Annotated in this window: 9 protein-coding genes; 4 read left to right on the forward strand and 5 right to left on the reverse strand. The window is 43.4% G+C overall.

Annotated features, from left to right (window positions below):
* Positions 1-220: 220 nt before the first annotated feature.
* Positions 221-1,123 (reverse strand): hypothetical protein, encoded by a 903-nt coding sequence (locus tag RBB12_RS13850; RefSeq protein ID WP_306013869.1) that lies wholly within the window; start codon positions 1,121-1,123, stop codon positions 221-223.
* A 198-nt stretch (positions 1,124-1,321) separates the two neighbouring features.
* Here RBB12_RS13850 and RBB12_RS13855 point away from each other — a divergent pair, with 198 nt between their 5' ends.
* Positions 1,322-2,695: an exopolysaccharide biosynthesis polyprenyl glycosylphosphotransferase gene (locus RBB12_RS13855; RefSeq protein WP_306013868.1), complete on the forward strand. Its 1,374-nt coding sequence runs from the start codon at positions 1,322-1,324 to the stop codon at positions 2,693-2,695.
* Between the two features lie 281 nt (positions 2,696-2,976).
* Here RBB12_RS13855 and RBB12_RS13860 read toward each other — a convergent pair whose 3' ends face one another.
* From RBB12_RS13860 to RBB12_RS13875, 4 genes are all read right to left on the reverse strand, one after another.
* Complete coding sequence (locus tag RBB12_RS13860; protein WP_306013867.1) at positions 2,977-12,255, reverse strand: PKD domain-containing protein; 9,279 nt, start codon at positions 12,253-12,255, stop codon at positions 2,977-2,979.
* Positions 12,256-12,660: 405 nt separating this feature from the next.
* Positions 12,661-13,524, reverse strand: a complete 864-nt coding sequence (locus RBB12_RS13865) for a beta-1,6-N-acetylglucosaminyltransferase (RefSeq protein WP_306013866.1) — start codon at positions 13,522-13,524, stop codon at positions 12,661-12,663.
* A 76-nt stretch (positions 13,525-13,600) separates the two neighbouring features.
* Positions 13,601-15,985, reverse strand: coding sequence for a GumC family protein (locus RBB12_RS13870; RefSeq protein ID WP_306013865.1), 2,385 nt, complete (start codon positions 15,983-15,985; stop codon positions 13,601-13,603).
* Between the two features lie 24 nt (positions 15,986-16,009).
* Complete coding sequence (locus tag RBB12_RS13875) at positions 16,010-16,783, reverse strand: polysaccharide biosynthesis/export family protein (protein WP_306013864.1); 774 nt, start codon at positions 16,781-16,783, stop codon at positions 16,010-16,012.
* Positions 16,784-17,296: 513 nt separating this feature from the next.
* Here RBB12_RS13875 and RBB12_RS13880 point away from each other — a divergent pair.
* From RBB12_RS13880 to RBB12_RS13890, 3 genes are all read left to right on the forward strand, one after another.
* On the forward strand, positions 17,297-18,703 hold the full coding sequence (locus RBB12_RS13880) for a nucleotide sugar dehydrogenase (protein ID WP_306013862.1): 1,407 nt from the start codon (positions 17,297-17,299) through the stop codon (positions 18,701-18,703).
* A gap of 86 nt (positions 18,704-18,789) precedes the next feature.
* Entirely contained in the window at positions 18,790-19,926 is a 1,137-nt protein-coding gene (locus RBB12_RS13885) for a glycosyltransferase family 4 protein (protein WP_306013861.1), read from the forward strand.
* On the forward strand, positions 19,923-20,948 hold the full coding sequence (locus RBB12_RS13890; RefSeq protein ID WP_306013860.1) for an NAD-dependent epimerase: 1,026 nt from the start codon (positions 19,923-19,925) through the stop codon (positions 20,946-20,948). Before RBB12_RS13885 ends, RBB12_RS13890 begins: the two co-directional genes overlap by 4 nt.
* Positions 20,949-21,072 lie beyond the last annotated feature (124 nt).

Raw genomic sequence — 21,072 nt, forward strand, 5'->3', positions numbered from 1 at the left:
GAGCCTACACGATTGGAAGAAGGCAATTAGACCAAATACCATAAAGATCGATGAACTTCATGCCGAAGCACAAGCCTATCAATCAATGGTTTAGGGTTTGTAAAGGTATTCGTGTTAAACTGAGGAAACAGCGTGGGTATTGCCTTTAAATTACTTCTCAGAGAGGTTGATTGTCTTATAAATAAACAATGCTGTTAGCCCATCACATATAAGAAAATCTTTAAACGGATTGTTGGTTTAGAAAATTGGGATTGTTACCAATGGGTATAGTCAAGTTTTCGTTTACGCTCGCTTTTTGCTCTGTAAACACTTTCTTCTTTTCCTTGAGCTTCCTTTCCTTTTCGACCAAAATACCATTTTCGTTTACATTGATCAAGGTAAGCTCATATTCCGATGATTCGGAGTTTTTTACCAAATTGACTAAATACACCGTCTCGTTTTGATTCAAGATGCGATCAATGAACTCCATATATTGGTCATCATCGGACCTTAATAGATCTTCATGGATGTACCACGAGTCCACTTTGGAAATATACTTGTCACTAAAGCGTTTCACAAAATGATCGCTGTTGAGCACCAAAAACTGATTGTTCTCCCCATTACGCTCTTCAAGAAGGGAAATCATCGACTTTAATTTTTTAACTTCCATGGTATTATTATATACCAAAACGGAAGAGTTTTTAATATGCTTTGATACTTTTAACGTAATGTACTTGTAGGTATATCGGGATATGGCCAATGCGCTAAAGCTCAAAATACTATGGACAATAATGATGGACAGGGGCACCATCAAATCCTTTTCCATAAAAAGTTTTCCATTGACAACCACTAAGATAATGGTCAGAATATTGGCCAAACAAATAGCGTTAAAAATGCTATACACCTCACGAACGGTATCATACTTTACATAACCCTTATAAATACCGATAAACAGGAAAATTAAAGAGGTAAGCGCAACAATAATGGGCAATTGAATCAACATTCCATGTTTCCAAATATCCGGAAGGATAAGGGAGCACAGAAAGTAGGAAAGTACAAAAGATACACTGGTCAACAGTATATCGATTATAAAAACTAACCGTACGGGGAACATTTTATTGATGCGAAGATTGTTCTTGGTCATAACAAAATGAATGTTAGGTTTACCCAAAAATAGAATTAAAAACCCCAGAAGAAGCCTACCTATTCTACTTTTCGTCAAACGTCAAAAAAATCGGGTGTTTGTATATTAATCCATAAAATTGAACGTTTGTTTATTAGATTTTTACCTTTGGCGCTTGCGCAAAAAAACTAATTCTGAGCCCTATTTGGCCCGTAACATATGAGTACAAAACCTCTACTGAATACTCTTGAAAGAAAATCCATCCTGTTTTTGGGTGACCTTACCCTTATCGGTCTGTCACTTAGAAACTTTGTATTAAGGGCCGTCGATTACCAGAACGAAGACCCTTTGTTCTATCAAATCGCCATTGTTGGAATTGGTGTGGTCATCTATTTTTTGTTGGCCTATATTTTTGAGACCTATAATTTGGAAAAGGTGCCCAAATCCGTAACCTACTCCATTATTCGGATTTTCACGATCACCTTTTTGTTCACGGTTTCCATCGTATTCGTCACCACTTTTTTCTTTGCTTTTGCCTATTGGCAATTGTACCTGTTGGTTTTCATGATTTTCTGTCCTATCCAGCTTTCCTTATGGCGCTTGCTCTTTAATTATATTTTTAAGTTTGTGCCCACGGTAAAGCGAGTGCTTTACATTTACGATGCTTCCACTAAGGATTCATTACAGAAAAATGTGGACAACATCAATGGCGAGGAAGGCAATGAAACCTACTATAAAGTGGTGTCAACTTATCTCAATTCTGATGACAGCGATCCTATCAGCGAAAACAAATTATTGGAAAACAATATTGATTCTTTGATCATCAATACAAGGAGTTACAACCATTTTTCCAAACAAATGGAAAATATGCTCGTGAACTCCCTTTTGTCGGGTAAAGAGGTACTCACCTACACCTCCTTCTACGAAAGCACATACGAAGCATTACCTATCGATTCCCACAACGATAGTTTGTACGAAGTGCTGCAGTTGAGCAATAATAAAATCCATTACATTCAAGGGATTGCCAATTTCACCTTTAATTTCTTTTTGACATTTGTTTCTGGCCTCGCCTTTTTGCTGTCGATCCCGTTTGTTTTTCTTCTGAATATATTTTTGAATCCTGGCCCTCTCTTTTATACCCAATTAAGGGTAGGTAAACACGGTAAGGAATATAAAGTGTTCAAATTTAGGTCGATGGTAGTGGATGCGGAGAAGAAAGGTGCCAAAATGGCCACTAAAAACGACGCGAGGGTGACCAAGTTTGGAAAAGTACTCCGTAAGTTCAGGGTAGATGAGCTCCCCCAAGTATGGTCCATAATCCGGGGGGACATGTCGTTTATAGGTCCACGCCCGGAACGAAAGGTATTTGTGGACAAATTGAACGAGGTTACCCCATTTTATAATGTGAGACACCTGGTAAAGCCCGGCATATCCGGTTGGGCACAAGTAAAATACAAGTACGGGGAAAATTTGGAGGACTCCATAAGAAAACTGGAATACGACCTGTATTATATCAAGAACAAATCCATTGTACTGGACCTAAGAATCATATTCAAAACGCTTTCCACGATTTTGTTTTCTAGGGGTATTTAAGTTTCATAAACGCTCACCTAGAAAAATCTCGCACAAGATTATTTCGGGGTGAAATCAGCACTTTTAAAAGGTCTTCAGGGCAATTGATAAGCCTGGAGAGCTTATTTGTGGATCTCTGTATAAACTGCTTCATATTGTCTCTGAATAATGGTAAAAAACGTCTGCAAAGGCCTTTCCGCCAAAGATTGTTCCCTTTTAAAGCAAACTATACTGCACTTTTTTTGATGGCCATAAAAAAGGCCCCCAATTTGGAGGCCTTTTGAATTTTAACAAACTACTTTTTAGTTGGAAACCAAGAACTTGATACCTATGGGATCTCCACTACTTAATTCAATAGTGGTGTAATACAATCCACTGCGTAAAGTGAAAATAGGTATTCTGTAGGTCTCAAATTCGGCATCGTACAATTGAGCTGGATCATAAGTTCCCACAAGCCTACCTGTTGAATCATGTAGATGAATTTTGGTCACCACTACTCCATCAGGTAACTCGCTTATTTGCACACTGGCAAAATCATCTGTTATCGGCACAGGGTTCGGAGCAATACTTGCTTTGGCAGAGCCTGGCTCGTTGGTATTGGGTTCGTTTGGTTCCGTAACCTCAATGTCAATGGCAGCCGTATTCGTCAAACCTTCACCATCGGTAACGGTAAGTTCGGCTGTATAGGTACCAGGAGCCGTATAGGTATGGGTTGGATCAGCTTCTGTTGAAGAGGTTCCATCCCCAAAATCCCATGCATAGCTTACCACAGCCACATCGTCGGTGGAATTGCTGCCCGTGAATAATACTTCCAAAGGTGCCTCTCCACTCTCTAAAGCAGCGGATACCACCGCGACAGGCGCTTGATTCGTATTTCCCACTTCAGTAACTGTGATGGTTATGGTATCAGTACTTGTAAGTCCCTCAGCATCCGTTACCGTCAATTCGGCGGCGTATGAACCAATATTTGCATAGGTATGTATTGGGTCAGCTTGTGTTGAAGATGTTCCATCCCCAAAATCCCACGCATAGCTTACCACAGCAACATCGTCGGTGGAACTACTTCCTGTGAACGTTACCTCCAAAGGTGCTTCTCCAGTTTCAGGAGTTGCAGAAATTACCGCGACAGGTGCTTGATTCGTATTTCCCACTTCGGTAACTGTAATGGTTATGGTATCAGTACTTGTAAGTCCCTCAGCATCCGTTACGGTCAATTCAGCCGAATAGGTACCCACATTGGTATAGGTGTGTACAGGGTCTGCCTCGGTGGAAGTAGCTCCGTCATCAAAGTTCCAAGCATAGCTTACCACTGCATCATCGTCCGTAGAGGCACTTCCGGTGAAGGTGACCTCCAAAGGTACATTTCCACTCAATGGGGTAGCCGAAGCCACCGCGTTAGGTGCCTGATTACTATTAGGTTCAGATACGATAATCGTTACAGTATCGGTATCAGACAATCCTCCGGCATCGGTCACCGTTAGGCTCACGATATACTCCCCTGGTGTGTTAAACGAGAGATTAGGATTCTGGTTAGTTGATGTCCTGCCGTCACTAAAGTCCCAGAAATAGGAATCGATACCCAAATCGTCCGTGGAACCGCCACTGTTAAAGATAACCGCAAGTGGGGCCACACCCTCCGTAGGATTCGCCGTTGCGACCGCTACTGGTGCCTGGTTACCTCCCTCTTGGGTAACTTGGATAAGTACAGAAGCCGTTGCTGTTGCGCCTTCCGTATCGGTTACCGTAAGTTCGGCGGTATAATTACCAGGTTCTGTATATATGTGGGTAGGATCGGCATCGGTGGAAGTGTTTCCGTCCCCGAAGTCCCACGCATAGGATGCCACTCCGATATTATCCGTTGAACCACTTCCAGTGAACGAAACCTCCAAAGGTGCCTCCCCAGAATCTGGTGTCGCAGCGATAACAGCAATCGGATTTTGATTGGTTACCGTTATGGTCACCGTATCGGTAGCGGTCAATCCTCCTCCATCGGTCACAGTTAACACCACCTCGTACACACCAGTGGCGTTAAAGGTGTATGATGGGTTTTGTTCGGTGGACGTGCCACCATCGGCAAAATCCCATTCGTAGCTTATGATGCCTATATCATCCGAAGAACCACTTCCCGTAAAATCAACCTGCAATGGTGCCACGCCAGACTCTTGCGAAGCTATGGCCTCTGCCACTGGTGGGTCATTAGGTTGATTCACCGTTATGGTGATTTCAGCGGTATCCGTCAGTCCTTCAATGTCGGTAACCGTCAAGATCGCGGTATAGATTCCTGGTGTGGTGTACACATAGGTCGGGTCTGCCTCCGTCGAAAGGTTACCATCTCCAAAGTCCCAAGCATAGCTATCGATACTCAAATCGTCAGAAGATGTACTACCTGTAAATATGACTTCCAAAGGAGCTTCTCCCTCGGTCACATTAGCTGTTGCCAGGGCAACAGGCGGTACACCTGTACCGGTTACTTCAATGGTTATGCTCTTTGTATCCGAATTTCCATCAATATCACCAACGGTAAGGTCTACTTCGTAAGTACCTATACTATTGAATATGTAGGTGGGGTCTGCATCTGTAGAAGTGGAACCGGGTCCATCCTTAAAGTCCCATAGGTAACTGGTTACCCCTACATCATCCAAGGAGTTGCTACCTGTGAAGTTGACCGTTAACGGCACTACTCCGTTTGTAACATCGGCCTGTGGGGCGGCTATCAAATCTCCGGCACTCACGTACCATAAAAAGTCAATGGTTTCATTGCCTGCAGGGTCTCCATTATCAGTTACAGTAACGGATACACTATACGGGCTGTTCACCGCCGCACCGTCGCCTTGGGTTCCTCCTCCTTGTGGAGATTCCGGTGTATTTGTCAAGTTGTCGGCATTATAATTATAACCATATTCATCAACTTTGTACAACGCGAAACGATCAATGGCATGCCCTGCGGAACGCTCCGATATTTCCATAGTATAGGTGCCTGGATTCACGAACCATACATACACGCCATGCGGATCATTATCACTGGTCCTGGCCTGCCAATCGTACACCTCCGAGGAACCTCCACTTCGGTATATTTTTAAATAACCGTTGCTGCTCTCTCCTGCAGGCGTGGTAGCTGGGCTTATTCTAGAAGTCCCCCCTGGAAAGACAATATCGGTCTGGGCTCCTTGCAGGTTTGCAATAATGGCTGCCTCGTTACCGGGATTACCAGCAGATTCATCAAAACCGAAGAACCATACGTCGTCATTATTAGGGAAACGCAACCAGTTATCGTTTTCATCAGTTGGACTTCCTCCGGAATAAAAGCTTCTCCAGTTAAAGCGATATACACCAGCTTGGGTAATATTGATTTGGTATGGGATAGTAGATCCGTTTTGATTACTCAAACTATTTGTATTAGCAATAATCCCAGTTGCACCATCCAAGGTGGTTATATCCCAACCTGTGGTGTCTCCGGATTCTGCTTCCACAACAACCAATCCGTTTTCTTCATTGAATGCGGTTCCGCCATCGCTTACAAACCCATCATCAATGGTTCCTGAGATTACCCCGGTGTTTTCGTCTATAGTCAAATCTGGCGGCAATCCTGTTGCACTATACGTAGTGACATTGGGACTGGTCGCCTCAATTTGTAATGACACAACATCATTTTCATAATTAAATTGGTCCCCAGGGTTGGTCACGCCAAAGGTAGCATCGGGATTATTGGTCAATGCAATGCTTGCCGTATTCGAATTGCCGTAATCAATGGTCAATATGGCGGTTCTATCCGCACCAGTTCCAGCCAAGGAAATACTCAAGGTATGGGTATCGTTAACACCTAATAAGGCATTGGTCAATTCTCCCGATGCAATACTAAAATCTGCAGCGTTCGCCCCTGAAATGGCCATGGACTTTACAAATAGCCCCACATTACCGTCGATTGCAGCAATATCCACATTTACTGTTTCCCCATCATTCACCACCACGGTAGTGGGTACTGAAAGTGTGCTGGCAACGGAAGGTGTCCCTACGGGATTGTCCTCCCCTAAAAACTCCATATTTTTCTGTGACCCACCTCCTCTGTTAGGAGCTCCGGCCAAAATATGTACTCCATTTCCGGAAACGATGGCTTGCGTTCCATGTCGGTCATAGTTCATATCGGGCAGTCGCTTCCAAGAGGATGATACTGGATCAAATTCTTCGGTTATTTTTAGGGCATCATCAGTTAACACGCCATATACTTCTTCATTTTGTACCTCTCCCCCGATTACAACCAATTTGTTGTTAAAGTTCACAGCAGACGCTCCTCCCCGAGGGGTTGGGATATCTTGCCCACTAGGCAGTGTGCTCCAAGATTCGGCGGTAAAGTCGTACACGTCCACTTGCGGAATGGTAGGTCTCCAAGTGGTTTCCCCACCGGATTGTCTACCTGAGGCAACATATAGTTTGTTTCCTATGACCACGGCAGCAAAGTGGTCCCTTGCAATGGGTGCATCCGCCAACGGGGTCCATATTCCCGTGGCAGGATCGTATTCATCAAACCATGGAATAAATCCACTGGTATGTCCCGCAGTGTTTCCTCCCACGATGTAAAACTTATCATTATAGACCACCAAGCCTGCAGATCCCCGTCTTCTGCTTTCAGGAATCTCGGGGCCTTGAATCCATTCTTGGCTTGCCGGATCAAATATCCATATAAATTCCGCTGGAACCTCATTGGGGAAATTATTGGTTTTAAAGGCTCCTATCACCCAAATAAGACCGTTGTATTCCGTGGCCTGGAAATGGTTGAGTTCAAAAGGTGCAGAATCTATCAACGAAGTCCAGGTATTAGAGGTGTAATCATAAATATCAATGGTTCTCGCATTTTCGCGGCCACCCATCAGATAAAATTTATCGCCAGCCTGTACAAAGGAATTTTCGTGTCTCGCGGTATAATCGAGATTTTCGTTTTTGTCATTCCACAAATATTGCGAATCGATAGTCCAAGTAAATATTTGACTTGAAGGTGCCGATAATGGCTTCATGGCTGTGACGACCACGGTATGAACACCATCGTTATTGGGTCCTCCACTGGCTGCGGCCACAGAGATGGTACCCGAAATCTCTCCGGTAGCAGGATTAATGGTAACCCCATCGGGTTGTCCAGCTATATAATAGGTAGCATTTTCACCTGGATCACCCCCAGTAGCAGAAGCATTGATGATGACATTATTGGTGATTTCATTTGTCCTATCGGTGATAGCTGCCAAGGTGAAGGTAGGATTGTTGGTATCCACCTTAAACACCTCAATGGCATTCAAGGAAGGGTTTTCTATAGGACCATGATTGAACAAGACATTCAATTCGCCATCAGTAACCTCAACTGGATAAGAGAGCATACCAGCCACCTCATGGCCAAAGCGGTCGATAACATCAAAATTGCTTTCCACTACGACACCTTCAATCAAAATATCGAAGATACGGTCTCCAACTTGATTGGCTTCGTCAAAAGCATTGGCGGTGTATATATTAACCACATAGTTCCCATTTTCCACATCCATGGTATACTCCATTTCGGGAGCTGCGGGCGGATCGAATCGATCTTCCTGAAAAATTTCTGCGAAGGTGGCGTTGTCCATGTAGGCTGGGATAGAACTGTCCCTATTATCATAAATGGTTCCTACGAAATTGGTAACCGTTCCTGTGTTTACTGCAAAATTACCTCCCGTTTGAGGGCCATTCACAGAATTGTCCTCCCATTTGGGTCCAATATCGTTGGGGCTTACCTGATTACCTCCTGCATTGATTCGAATTGCAAAGGTTTCCGTAATGACCCAGGTAAAGTTGATGGATACCGTATCACTGGTTAGACCATCGCTGTCGTCCACAGTTACTGTTACATTGTAAGGGCTTCCTGACGGAGCACTCGCATCTATGGTACCTCCTATTTGTCCGTTGGTCGGTTCTATGACCAATCCTGGAGGCAATCCTACAGCTGAATATTGTAAATTTCCGTCACCTCCAAAAGCGGATACTCCCAAACTTCCTGTCAACTGCTCTCCGGCGTTTCCTAGCTGGTCGGCAATGGGGTTTACATATATAGGGGTATCGTTTTCAAAGGCATCCAAAATTTCGATGGCATTTATCAGTGGATTTTCTACAGCACCGTGTGAAAAGCTTATACTCAAGGTGCCATCGGTCACCTTTAGGGTATGGGTTATCACTGTTCCAATTTGATGACCATAAGTGCCAGAAAGGTCGATATCGTTCAATAAGGGTAAAGTAGTACCCTCTATCGCCACATCAAAAATACGTTCTCCTGCTTCAGAGGTTCCGGGAAAACTATTTCCCATATAAAGGCGCACCTCATAATTGCCGGGCTCTGGAACAGGGAATTCATAGGTGAGATTAGGAAGTCCTGGAACCGCATCAAATCGTTCCGTAGCATAGATTTCCAATGGTGTTGTGGATTGATCCACAGCAGCATCTGCAGGCATGGAAGAGGTTACATACACCTGATTGGTTCCGGCAATGGTCAAATAAGGTGAACTGTTACCCAATTCGTCTGCCGACCACGGCATTCCACCATCAATGGCAGGTAGCTCAGGTCCTCCAGCATTGACCCTAAAAAGAACAACAGGGGCATCCGTTACGGTTACATTAAAAGTATCCTCCACAAAAAATCCATCTACATCGGTAGCCCTTATGGTAATATCCGATATCGTAACAGTGGATGGGAATGATAAGGTCAATTCATTACCATTAACAACAGCTCCAATATTGGGGTCCGTATTACCCTGAACACTATAGGTTAGATTCCCGTCGCCAAAATCATCGTCGAAAAAAGGATCTAAATCAATGATTTCATCAGCAGCATCGACTGCCTGGGTAATATCCGGAATCTCTTGGAACAGCGTGGGCTGTTCTCCCAAAACATTCAAGAAATCCCACGTACCTTCCAATTCCACACCTGGCGTGTTGGAGGTACCTATAAAACCAACGGCCAAATCTTGATTGGTTTGTTGAATGGCGTCAAGAATGCTTCCTTGGGCCGTAATGGTTCCGACGGTTAAACGACCGCCACCATCCAGCTCATATTGTAAGGTTACCTCCCCATTGGAAGGATCGACCACAAAGTAGAAGATAACTTCGTTACTTGGCCGGTTTACTTCCGCAATTGGGATATTGATGGGCGTCTGGGGCACATCGTTGATTTCTTGAAGGGCCGTGATGCCATTTTGGGTAAGGACCAACTTTATGAAGTTGCTCTGGGTACCGTCTCCAATAAAGTGTCCCAATTCACCACCAACTGCCGCGGTATTTCCGTAAATACGTAGAGGCCCATTCAAATTGACCAGATTTCCGATGACAGTGAACACACCTGTATTTTGGTCTACCTGTACTCCATATTGATACCCTTTTTCTTGGGTATTGGCAATGCCATTGGCCGTACCTGAAGTCATATGAGAAGTCATCAAACCAGGTGCACCGCCCAATACGTCGTTAGGGTTGGGGTCGTTCGGGTCATCCCTTCTATCCAACCAATTTAAATAGTTTGGATTAGGATCGCCGTTGTTCATAAGACCTGTCATACCAAGGCCAAAAATACCTCCAAGACCTTGTTGGGTATTGAAAAGATCGTTGTTGACCGGAAGCGTGAATGCATCACTCCCCCCAACAGTGGGGTCACCAATTTGAAATGGATCGTTTGCATCCGAAATACCATCATTATCATCATCAAGATCATTGAGGTCGGACACAAATGGTGCTCCTGCGGATTTGTCAAAATCTGAAGGCTGCGAACCTCCATTACAGGGGTCGGTGCCATTGTCCAGCTCATCCTGATTGGTGTAACCATCGTTATCAAAATCCGCCAAGGGATCTCCAGCTGGATTATCGCACTCGATAAAATCAGCAGGTTCGAGGACAATGATAAGACCATTTAAGGTACCTGCCCAAATGGTTCCGGGAAAAATTTCCCCATCCCCATTACAGGTAATTCCCAAAGCATCTCCCCCAAGCCCGCTGGCAAAACTAGGCGTAAAATTCTCCAAAGTTCCGCTGGCATTGAGCTCCACGCGTCGTAACGTTCCGGTATTGACGCCTGCTATCAAATCTCCTTGCATGGCACCACCAAAGTTACTGGCGGTATACTCATCAATGCCGTTGGTATTGGTTCCCCAAGTTACCACAGGTTGATCATCGGGCCCTTCGGGATTTATCAAACCCGGTCCTCTCCAATCACCTTCCACCGCATTTGCAGTTTGTACTGGAGGCCAGTTGGCCGGTAAAGCTAGGGCAGGATTATTCGTAGATCCAGGAGTTGACGCATCTGGATCGTAGGTCAATGTACGGTATACAGGAGTAAGGCCACCATCAGGGTCGGTGTACAATCCCGCTCCAGTAGGGTTGGCCCTTACCGGGTTCGGGTGTCCACCATAAAAACTGCCGAAAACATACGATTGAAGATCCGTAGTCACCAATTCGAGGTGATCTAAGTTATTGATAAACTCGCCATCAGGAGTTGGGGATTGGCTTCCTGGCTCGTTCGGATCGTATTCATTGGTTACATTAGCAGTGCCCTCATTGACGGGAAAACCTCCCCAGCCTTGGTTGGCGCCATTATCGGTAACGTACAAAGCTCCGCTTTGCGTTACCACAAGGTCATACGCATTTCTGTAGCCGGGCGATAAAATCTGAACCGGTCCTGTGGGATCCACAATAGCTTGGTTCAAACCATCGTTTCCGCCCCAAGGGTCATTTACATCTATCCCATTGTAACCTGGGTCGTCCGGGTCTTCGATTCCATTGACGTTGGCCCTTGTGGGATCGTCCAAGGTAGGTAAATCGTATACATACTTACGCCCATTCCCATCGGTTTGTTCTGGCAAGCTATTGATGGCGTCCAAATTTATGGCCAATATGGCGCCTGATAATGCATATTCACAGGTGTATACAAAGTTGGTGGAAGGTCCACCGCCGTTGGTATGTCCCCCTTGGGCGACTATTAAATATTCCGTTCCGTTGATGGTGGTCACTTCCAAACCGTTGGTGGCATGGTTTTCTTCGGAGCGAGGCAAGCCTCTAACCAAGTCAATTACATCCCAAGAGCTTCCATTCCAGCTCAATCTTGTGATAACACCAGAGTTGGTATCCAAACCTACATCACCATTTCCCCCACCCGATCCAGCTCCGATGCGGAAATCACTGGATGCCACATAAATTACCGGGTTTGAGGCCGTACCTGCAACGGTAAGCCCCGTGGTCTCTCTACTGGAACAGGCATTTCCAGATCCACTACATGGTGTGCCATCATCATCATGATTCACAATATTCTTAACCCCGGACAAGGACTCTACTCCAACAACTTCATAGTCGGTGGAGCTATTTCGCTGAATGGTATAAATTTTAATGGTTCCAGGATACTCAGCAACATAAAGTCTTCCGTCTGGGCCGTACATCAACGAGGTGATTCCCGCCGAAACATTTCCATTAAAATTCAATTGGCTTTGATCAAAATTGATTTGCGCATTTACGTTTGAGTTGAAAGCGCATAGTAAAAAAACAAGGGCTATAAGTGATACCCTAAATGCATTTGAGAAGTAATTTTTTTCCATGGTATTGAAATAAATCATAGCAATGTTGGCCAGGTTTTTTCTAGCATCCAAAAATAAAAGAATACTCCCCTACGGGGGAATTGGAGCATTTTTATTCGATTAAACCAAAAAGTTTCCCGTTCAACGACCATGTGAACATCATGGATATCCTATTCCTTATCTGGACAAAAAATAAATAGGAAATAAAGGGTACGAAATTTAGGTTTACTTACAGCATAATTTACACCTAAAACATACTGATATAGCTACAGATATGTTAGTTTATACTTACAAGACCTATGGTGTAAACATTGTAAAAAAGACAGTATTTAACTGAAATACTCCTTCAGAAAGCAGTGTATATTTCTGGACAATCTACAGTTTAAATTTTGGAATCCGGTGGTAGGAGCAATTCAAATGGGCCTGTTACTTTGAAATCTTCCTTATGATGGTATCCACCAATTCGGCGTCGGTATGCATGGAGAATTTACGGCTAAAAAGTGCCTTGGTGGCGAACAATTCATCCAATTCGTTAGATGTCCATGTGTACGGTTTCCCCCTATCCCAATCAATCAATCGCATGTAACCCATGGGAGACCAACTATCTTTAAATTCGGAATTCATCAACAAGGTCTGCATAAATACTTCATCGTTAAAGAAACCGTTATCGAAATTTTCGGCAATAAAGGGCTCTTTGTTCACAATATACTTTGCAAAACCGTCCGTAATACTGAACCAGGCCTGCCCCCAATAAAAATCCTTTAATTCGCTATTCCTGAATCTATTGATAAACAAGCAGGTCTGTAACAAAGCAAAGGGATACCTGAGCGTTCGAGACCATTTTCTGGGCAATCTTTTGTTGATTTCAATGAAATGGTAGTACTTAAAACGGCTTGCTATTTTCCAGTTTTTTACTTTGGTTACCGACAAAAACTGTTTTCCATCGTGTTCTTTGAAAAAGTTGTGAATGTAGTCCTGACTTTTAATGGGCAAATCTACCCCGGACAACAGATGGTAGTACGCATATCCCTTGGGAACAGCTGCCTTGAGCAATCTTAATTCACAATCAATTTGGCTGTATCCAGACCAGTAAATCGGCTTTCGCTCAATAAAATAAACCTCGGAAAATTGACATTGATTTTTTAATTCTTCCTCGGAAACGGCATCGAACTTTTGATCCAAATGGAGATAAATATCGTTGCGTTCATCATCCAAACATTGCAATAGCTTACACAGCAATTCCGGCTCGTTATGGGCCATAATAAGATATGCATGTTTCCTATTTTCCATGGTCAATTGATTGAGATTTGAAATTGTATTGCCTCAAAGGGAGTGCTGATTTGAAGTTATATGGTTATGTTTTGGATTAAAATTTCCACCATTTTTTCTTTCTGGCTCCGTAACCATAACCATACTTGCCACCGTATCCCAGTTCTGAGGATTTTACCCCATTGACGACGAAGGCAAGGTGATTGATCTTTCCTTCCTTTCTAAGCTTTAGAGGGAACTCAATATCGCCCACGGTGGTTTTATCGGCCTTGGTCACATATATCAACAAATTGGCATATTGGCTTATCAGCAAGGTATCGGTGACAGGCATCATGGGTGCCGTATCTACAATTACATAGTCGTAGGCCTGGGAAACCTCGTCCATAAGTTCACCAAATCTATCGCTCATCAACAGTTCGGACGGGTTAGGGAGTATTTTACCCGAATGAACCACATCCACCTTGTTGCCATTGATTTCATTGGTATTTACAATATCCTTAAATCGTGTACCCTCATCAAAAAGGTATTCGGTCAATCCAGCACTCTTCTTAAAATTGGATTTTTGACTTCTCGCATCTTCATCTCCGTTATTGAAGAAGAGGTAAAACTTGGGATCTCGTATATCAGCTCCCAAAAGCAATGCTTTTTTACCGGTACTAGACAGAATTAGGGATAGGTTGGTAGAGAAAAAGGTCTTGCCCTCTGTAGGCAAACTTGAACTCACGTAAATAATATTTTTTCGGGAACCTTTGGCCGGTTCCATTTTAAGGAGGTAATCCATGTTGGTTCTAATGATTCGCAAAGCTTCCGAAAGCACCGAACGATCTTCTTTTCCAACGGTTTTAATAGATTTTCCTTTAAGTTTTGGCAATTCCCCAATCACTGGAACACCTGCACTGGAAACCAATTTTTCCAAGGAATGTGCACTATGGATTTTGTCATCCAAAAGATCCCATCCGTAAATCAAACCAGCAGGAATCAATAGGCCCAACAAAAATGCAGCTAAATAGATGATACTCTTCTTTGGAGCGACCGGGAATTTACTGGCCGGAAATGCGGAATCCACAATTTTTGAATTGGGCGAAGCTGACGCATAGGCGATTTGGGCCTCCTCTCTTTTTTGAAGTAAATAAAGGTATAGCCCCTCCACAGTTTGCTGCTTACGGGTAATTTCCCTCAGAGCCCTTTCGTTGCGGGGCGCCGAGTATATTTTAGAGTTGATGGTGGCCAATTGCGAACTCAAGTTATTTACCCTAAGGTTCAGATTGTTCGACATACTGTTCAAACTGGATTGCATGCTCTTTTTTAGATTTTCCAGTTGTTCGTCTATGTTTACAATTACTGGGTTCTTCTCGTTGGAGCTCTTTAGGAGTCGTTCCCTTTCCAATACCAACTGGTTATAACGTGCCGTGGTACTGGTAATGGATGGATCGGCCAAACCGATATTGGAAGGCAATATCCCATAACCATCTTGACTCTCCAGTTCGTCGCTTACGCTATTCGCTATCTGTAATTGAATTTGTGCATCCTGCAGTTCTTGTTGATTCGCTGCACTTACATTGAGATTGATATTGGATTGGGATTGGATATCCGTAAGTCCCCTGCCCGCTTTAAAGTCCTCCGCACTTTGATCCGCCTCCGAAAGGTCGCTGTAAATATCTGCGATTCGGTCATCGATAAATGCTGCGGTACGATCGGCAATGGCTTTTTTATCATTTTTACCGTTCGTATTGTATATGTTGACCAGCTCGTTCAAAAAATCCATAGCCTTTTGCTGAACGGGATCTTGGATAGTCAAATTGATAATAGAAGAATATTCATCGGCAATAGCCGTCACTAATGCTTTTTGATAAGCCAAGGTAGCATCGTCCATGGGCAAAAGATCTATTTTCAAGGTTTCACCAATGTACGGTTTCAACTTATCACTTTCTTCGGGAAGGATGGTCAGTTTCCCTCTGGTTGTTTCAATTTCTTCGCCGAATGTTTTCTTTTGTTGTTCTTCATTTTCTTCCGTCCAATACATAAAATTGGTTTGCGACAAAGGAGAAATGTAACAGCTAAAAACGACATCCCTGGCCACGGAGTCGAGCGACATTTTTACGGGAACGGCGCCGTAGACCTCGGAATTTTTGACCCTGCCTACATGGGATACTTTTTTGTCCAATCCCAAGTTCAGCACTGCCTGTCTCACATTGGTTCGAGAGCGAAGCACTTCGATTTCATCCTCGACCTTTTTTGAGCCTCCTGGGAGCAGGTTCAAATCGCTGAATAAGCTGAGTTCCGAAGGGGAACTCTTCTCCTCGACAATTTGAATAGTAGCATTGGCCTGATACTTTGGTGTGGCATACCTTACATATAAGTAAGCCACGGCCACGGCAAATACTACTGAAAGCGCAAACCAATACTTGTATTTGAGGTACTTTTCTAATTCAACTTTTAAACTATTTCGTTGCATGTTCGTATTCAGATTGGGGTTTTCCATAAAAACGGAAATTTTAAGTACGATTTAATTTCTGGTAATCAAAAGAACAGTTGATGTAATTAAAGCAGTAACAATGGACACTGTAATACTGGCCCTATTATCCAAAGCGGAAGAGGTGATGGCCGACTTATTGGGCTCTACGTACACCACATCGTTCTGCGTTAAATAGTATACAGGGGATTCGGCTGCTTTATTGGAGGTCAGGTCGATCCTGTAATAGACTTTGGTCCCATCAAACTCCCTAACGACCAAAACGTTCTTTCGCATCCCCTTTATGGTCATATCGCTGGCCAATCCCAAGGCTTCAAAAATGGTGATCTGTTCCCCGTTCACCAAATAAGTTCCAGGTCGGTTCACTTCCCCGAGCACTGTAACGGTAAAATTCTTCAATCGAATGTTGATGATAGGATCTTTCAAGTAGTCTGCTAAACTTTCGGTAAGCTTTATCCTCAATTCCTCTGGAGTCAATCCTACTACTTTCAATTTACCGATGACGGGGAAATCAATTTCCCCTTCCTTGTCCACGAGGTAATCCACTTGTTCGGGTCTAATCCCCCCTTCCTGTGTTCCCCTAAAAAGGTTGAAGGGTGCACTGGCCTCAGGATCTAAGGTGGATACAAAAATGCTGATCAAATCATCTATCTTAAAGCGTGTTGCGGCACGGCTTTCCTTTACTTGGGTTTCCAGGCCTGACAAAGCGGCGTCTTGAAAATATACTACATCCTTTTTTGAGCCACAGGCACTCAGTAAAACCATTGTAAGTGCCAATAGTAAGATTCTTTGAGGTTGAAATTTCATTGTCATTGGTTATTTGTTAGGTGTCCTTTTATCTTTTTTGATGTATTAAAACTTTTAGCTATCAAAGAAACCGATTTTTTAAAAAATTATTGGGTTTAAATCGTCGCCTTGGGATTAAAAGTCCAAAATCCACGATTAAAGGTTATATTTTAACCAATTCTTACGTACGCAAACCTCATCTACCCCTAAAGTCAAAATAAATAAAGACCTAAACAATAAAATAATTTCAATTTCTTCCTGTTGTATGTAAACAAAAACGAACGTAAAACTATGTATGAACTTGAATGATTGTGTTTTTATTTCGTTCAATCTATTGAAAAATCGTTTAATGGAACATACCGTTTGGGCAAAAAATGATTGGAAGTTGTTCTACATCTTTTTTTAATGCTTTTTTTCCATGAACAACGAACTATTTAGATAGTTCCCATTCATCCAAAAAAAAGTGACTTTGTCTAAAAACAAACCCCAGTCTCGTGTTTTTTTTATCATCTTTGAACTCTTTAAAAATTAAAAATGAAAACCATTAAGAATATTTGCTGTATTGGTGCTGGCTATGTTGGAGGTCCCACCATGTCAGTAATTGCATCCAAATGCCCGGAAATTACCGTGAACGTAGTAGATATCAATCAAGCAAGGATTGATTTATGGAACGATGATGATTTGGACAAACTTCCCGTTTACGAACCCGGCCTCAAGGAAGTAGTGGGTGAAGCCCGTGGAAAGAATCTGTTCTTTTCCACAGATGTTGACAAGGCGATACACGATGCGGATATGATTTTTATTTCCGTAAATACTCCTACCAAAACCTATGGAAAGGGAAAAGGGCAAGCGGCAGATTTAAAATATATCGAGCTATGTGCCAGAAATATCGCCAAAGTAGCGGTAGATGACAAAATTGTGGTAGAAAAATCCACTTTGCCCGTTAGAACGGCACAAGCCCTAAAAAGTATTTTGGACAATACGGGGAACGGAGTTCATTTTGAAATCCTATCCAACCCCGAATTTCTTGCTGAAGGAACTGCCATTGAGGATTTATTGGATGCCGACCGTATTTTGATCGGAGGCGCGGAAACACCTTCCGGCCAAGCAGCCAAGGATGCCTTAAGTTGGGTATATGAACACTGGTTGCCCAAGGAGCGTATCCTGCAGACCAATGTGTGGTCTTCCGAGCTATCCAAACTGGTGGCCAATGCGTTTTTGGCGCAAAGGGTATCCTCCATCAACTCCATTTCTGCGCTGTGTGAGAGAACCGACGCCAACGTTGCAGAGGTTTCCAAGGCCATCGGATATGATTCACGTATTGGGTCTCGATTCTTGAACTCCTCCGTAGGGTTTGGTGGTTCCTGTTTTCAAAAAGACATCCTGAATTTGGTATATATCGCCAAAAGCTTTGGACTCCAAGAGGTTGCCGATTATTGGGAGCAAGTTGTGATCATGAACGACTACCAGAAAAGGCGATTTGCGGACAACATTATATCTACCTTGTATAACACAGTTTCCGGCAAAAAAATAGCATTCTATGGCTGGGCCTTTAAAAAGGATACCAACGACACCCGCGAGTCAGCCGCTATCTATGTTGCGGATGCGCTGTTGGAAGAAAATGCCAATATTGTCGTGTATGACCCAAAGGTAACCAAGGAACGGGTTTTTGCCGACCTGGAATACCTTGGGAATAAGTCCCGTGAAGAATTGGAACAATTGGTAACGGTAGTAAACGACCCTATGGAAGCCGCCAAAGATGCACATGCCGTGGCTATTTTGACGGAATGGGATGAGTTTAAAACCTATGATTGGCAAAAAATTCACGATCTTATGCTAAAACCTGCCTTTGTGTTTGATGGACGAAGGATTCTAGATCATGAAACCATGGAATCCATTGGTTTCAAATTTTACAAAATCGGACAGAGCAGTAAAAAGTAGAACGTTCAGGGTTCCAGAATATCTTGGAACCCCGAATGATTATAGCCCACACGAATACCTCATCTAAAACCATACCTCACGAGCAAATGAAAATCATCCAGGTCATCACGCTAAGCGAACCTATTGGAGGTGCTCAAATGGTGCTGTACAACAATACTGAGGCCATGGTAAAAAATGGTCACGAAGTGCTGGTGATGGTCGGGCAAAAAGGGACATTGACGCGTAAATTAGAAGCCCTGAACATTCAAGTGATTTGTGTGCCAAGCCTCAAAAGGGAGATTTCGCCCAAAGACGACATGGCTTGCTACAAGGCCATTAAAAATATACTGAAACAGGAGGACCCCGATATTGTTATATCCCATTCCTCCAAAGCTGGTATCCTTTGCAGATTGGCCTGTCACAAATTGGACATACCTAATGCTTTTACCGTTCACGGTTGGTCCTTTACCCCGGGGGTAAAAGGATTAAAACGATACGTATACCTTGCTTTGGAAAAAGTAATGGGACGGTTTTCGGACCATTTGATTACGGTTTCCCAGTTTGATTTCGACCTTGGCACTAAAAACAAAATTGTTCCTGCTTCACGAATGCGTGTTATTTATAACGGTAGCCCGGACTTTTTGGACACAGATACGCCCAAAGAAGAGGGACGTCTTAATATTTTGATGACCGCTCGGTTTTCGTACCAAAAAGATCATCTCACCCTCTTTAAGGCACTTCAAGCCCTCAAGAAGCAGCCAATCCACGTGGATTTGGTAGGGCACGGAGACTTATTTGATCATTTTGTGGAACTGTCAAAAGCAATGGAAATAGACCATCTGATTACCTTCCACGGGGAAAGCAACGATATCCCAACATTTTTGAACAAATCGGATATTTTTGTGCTAACCTCACGATTCGAAGGGCTTCCCCTTTCCATATGCGAGGCCATGTCCGTGGGGGTGCCCATCATCGCTTCGAATGTGGGTGGTGTGCATGAAATGGTACAGGATGGTCATAATGGTTACTTGATTCCAAAAGAAGATCCTGAATACCTGACCCAAAAATTATTGGGATTGATACAGGACAGAGATTTGATTAAAAAACTGGGCGAAAATTCCCGAAAAACCTTTCTGGAAACCTTTTCGACCCACCAAATGGCTTCGGCCACAGAACAATATCTTAAAGAAATCTTGGAGAAAAAATCGACCAACCAACGAATCACAAAACATATTGGCCAATGAATATCTTAGTAACAGGGGCAGCAGGCTTTATCGGATACCACTTATGTGAACTTTTGATTAAAAATGGACACAACGTAGTTGGTTTGGACAATATCAACGATTATTATGATGTTGGTCTAAAGTACGCTCGTTTGGAACAATTGGGTATTGCCCGATCTATTGCCCAAAGGGACAATCAACTGGCCAGCAGCTCCCTTCACCAAGACCGAATGCAATTTATAAAGCTCGATTTGGCCGATCGTGATGCCTTGAACCAACTTTTTGACACCCATACCTTTGATGTAGTCTGTAATCTAGGCGCCCAAGCTGGGGTAAGGTACAGTTTGGAAAATCCGGACGCCTATGTACAGAGCAATGTGGTAGGGTTTGCCAATTTATTGGAATGTTGTAGACACGGCAAGGTAAAGCATTTGGTATATGCCAGTAGCTCCAGCGTTTATGGATTGAACGAAAAAATACCCTTTTCCACCGAGGATACGGTAGATAGGCCCATCAGTATTTACGCGGCAACTAAAAAGAGCAACGAGCTCATGGCCCATACTTACAGCCACTTGTACCAATTGCCTACTACAGGATTACGGTTCTTTACTGTATATGGTCCTTGGGGCAGACCGGACATGGCCCTGTTCCTGTTCGTAGATGCCATAAAAAAAGGAGAGCCCATCAATGTGTTCAATTATGGGAACATGGCACGGGACTTTACCTATGTGGACGATATTGTAGGCGGAATGTCAAAGATTATTGAAACCCCTATCGCGGAAAGTAAGCGAAAGGACGAGCTGTACAAGATCTATAATATTGGCAACAATAAACAGGTAAAGCTCACGGCCTTTATAGACGCTATCGAATCCTCACTGCAAAACGAAGCCAAACGAAATCTAATGCCTATACAACCCGGTGATGTGGAAAGCACTTGGGCCGATGTAAACGACCTGATACAGGACTACGATTATACCCCTAATACGCCCATTGAGAAAGGAGTACAGGAGTTCGTTGACTGGTACAAAGCATTTTACAAATAGACCTTACCCGAACCCAAGCCTTGGGTTCCAAAATTACTAAGGAAGCACTTACCTTGGTTCACTTTTCCTTTGTGGTATTGCCGCATTGCCTTACATAGGCACTTATTCCCTTTCCTGCAGCTCT

Origin of the sequence: Allomuricauda sp. MMSF_3307 (genome assembly GCF_030733585.1) — a bacterium.
Taxonomy (GTDB): Bacteria; Bacteroidota; Bacteroidia; order Flavobacteriales; family Flavobacteriaceae; genus Flagellimonas.

What these genes read in the sequence shown, in the direction of transcription:
- RBB12_RS13850 (WP_306013869.1), bottom strand. Translation starts at nt 1,123, where the DNA reads ATGACCAAGAACAATCTTCGCATCAATAAAATGTTCCCCGTACGGTTA.
- RBB12_RS13855 (WP_306013868.1), top strand. Translation starts at nt 1,322, where the DNA reads ATGAGTACAAAACCTCTACTGAATACTCTTGAAAGAAAATCCATCCTG.
- RBB12_RS13860 (WP_306013867.1), bottom strand. Translation starts at nt 12,255, where the DNA reads ATGGAAAAAAATTACTTCTCAAATGCATTTAGGGTATCACTTATAGCC.
- RBB12_RS13865 (WP_306013866.1), bottom strand. Translation starts at nt 13,524, where the DNA reads ATGGAAAATAGGAAACATGCATATCTTATTATGGCCCATAACGAGCCG.
- RBB12_RS13870 (WP_306013865.1), bottom strand. Translation starts at nt 15,985, where the DNA reads ATGGAAAACCCCAATCTGAATACGAACATGCAACGAAATAGTTTAAAA.
- RBB12_RS13875 (WP_306013864.1), bottom strand. Translation starts at nt 16,783, where the DNA reads ATGAAATTTCAACCTCAAAGAATCTTACTATTGGCACTTACAATGGTT.
- RBB12_RS13880 (WP_306013862.1), top strand. Translation starts at nt 17,297, where the DNA reads ATGAAAACCATTAAGAATATTTGCTGTATTGGTGCTGGCTATGTTGGA.
- RBB12_RS13885 (WP_306013861.1), top strand. Translation starts at nt 18,790, where the DNA reads ATGAAAATCATCCAGGTCATCACGCTAAGCGAACCTATTGGAGGTGCT.
- RBB12_RS13890 (WP_306013860.1), top strand. Translation starts at nt 19,923, where the DNA reads ATGAATATCTTAGTAACAGGGGCAGCAGGCTTTATCGGATACCACTTA.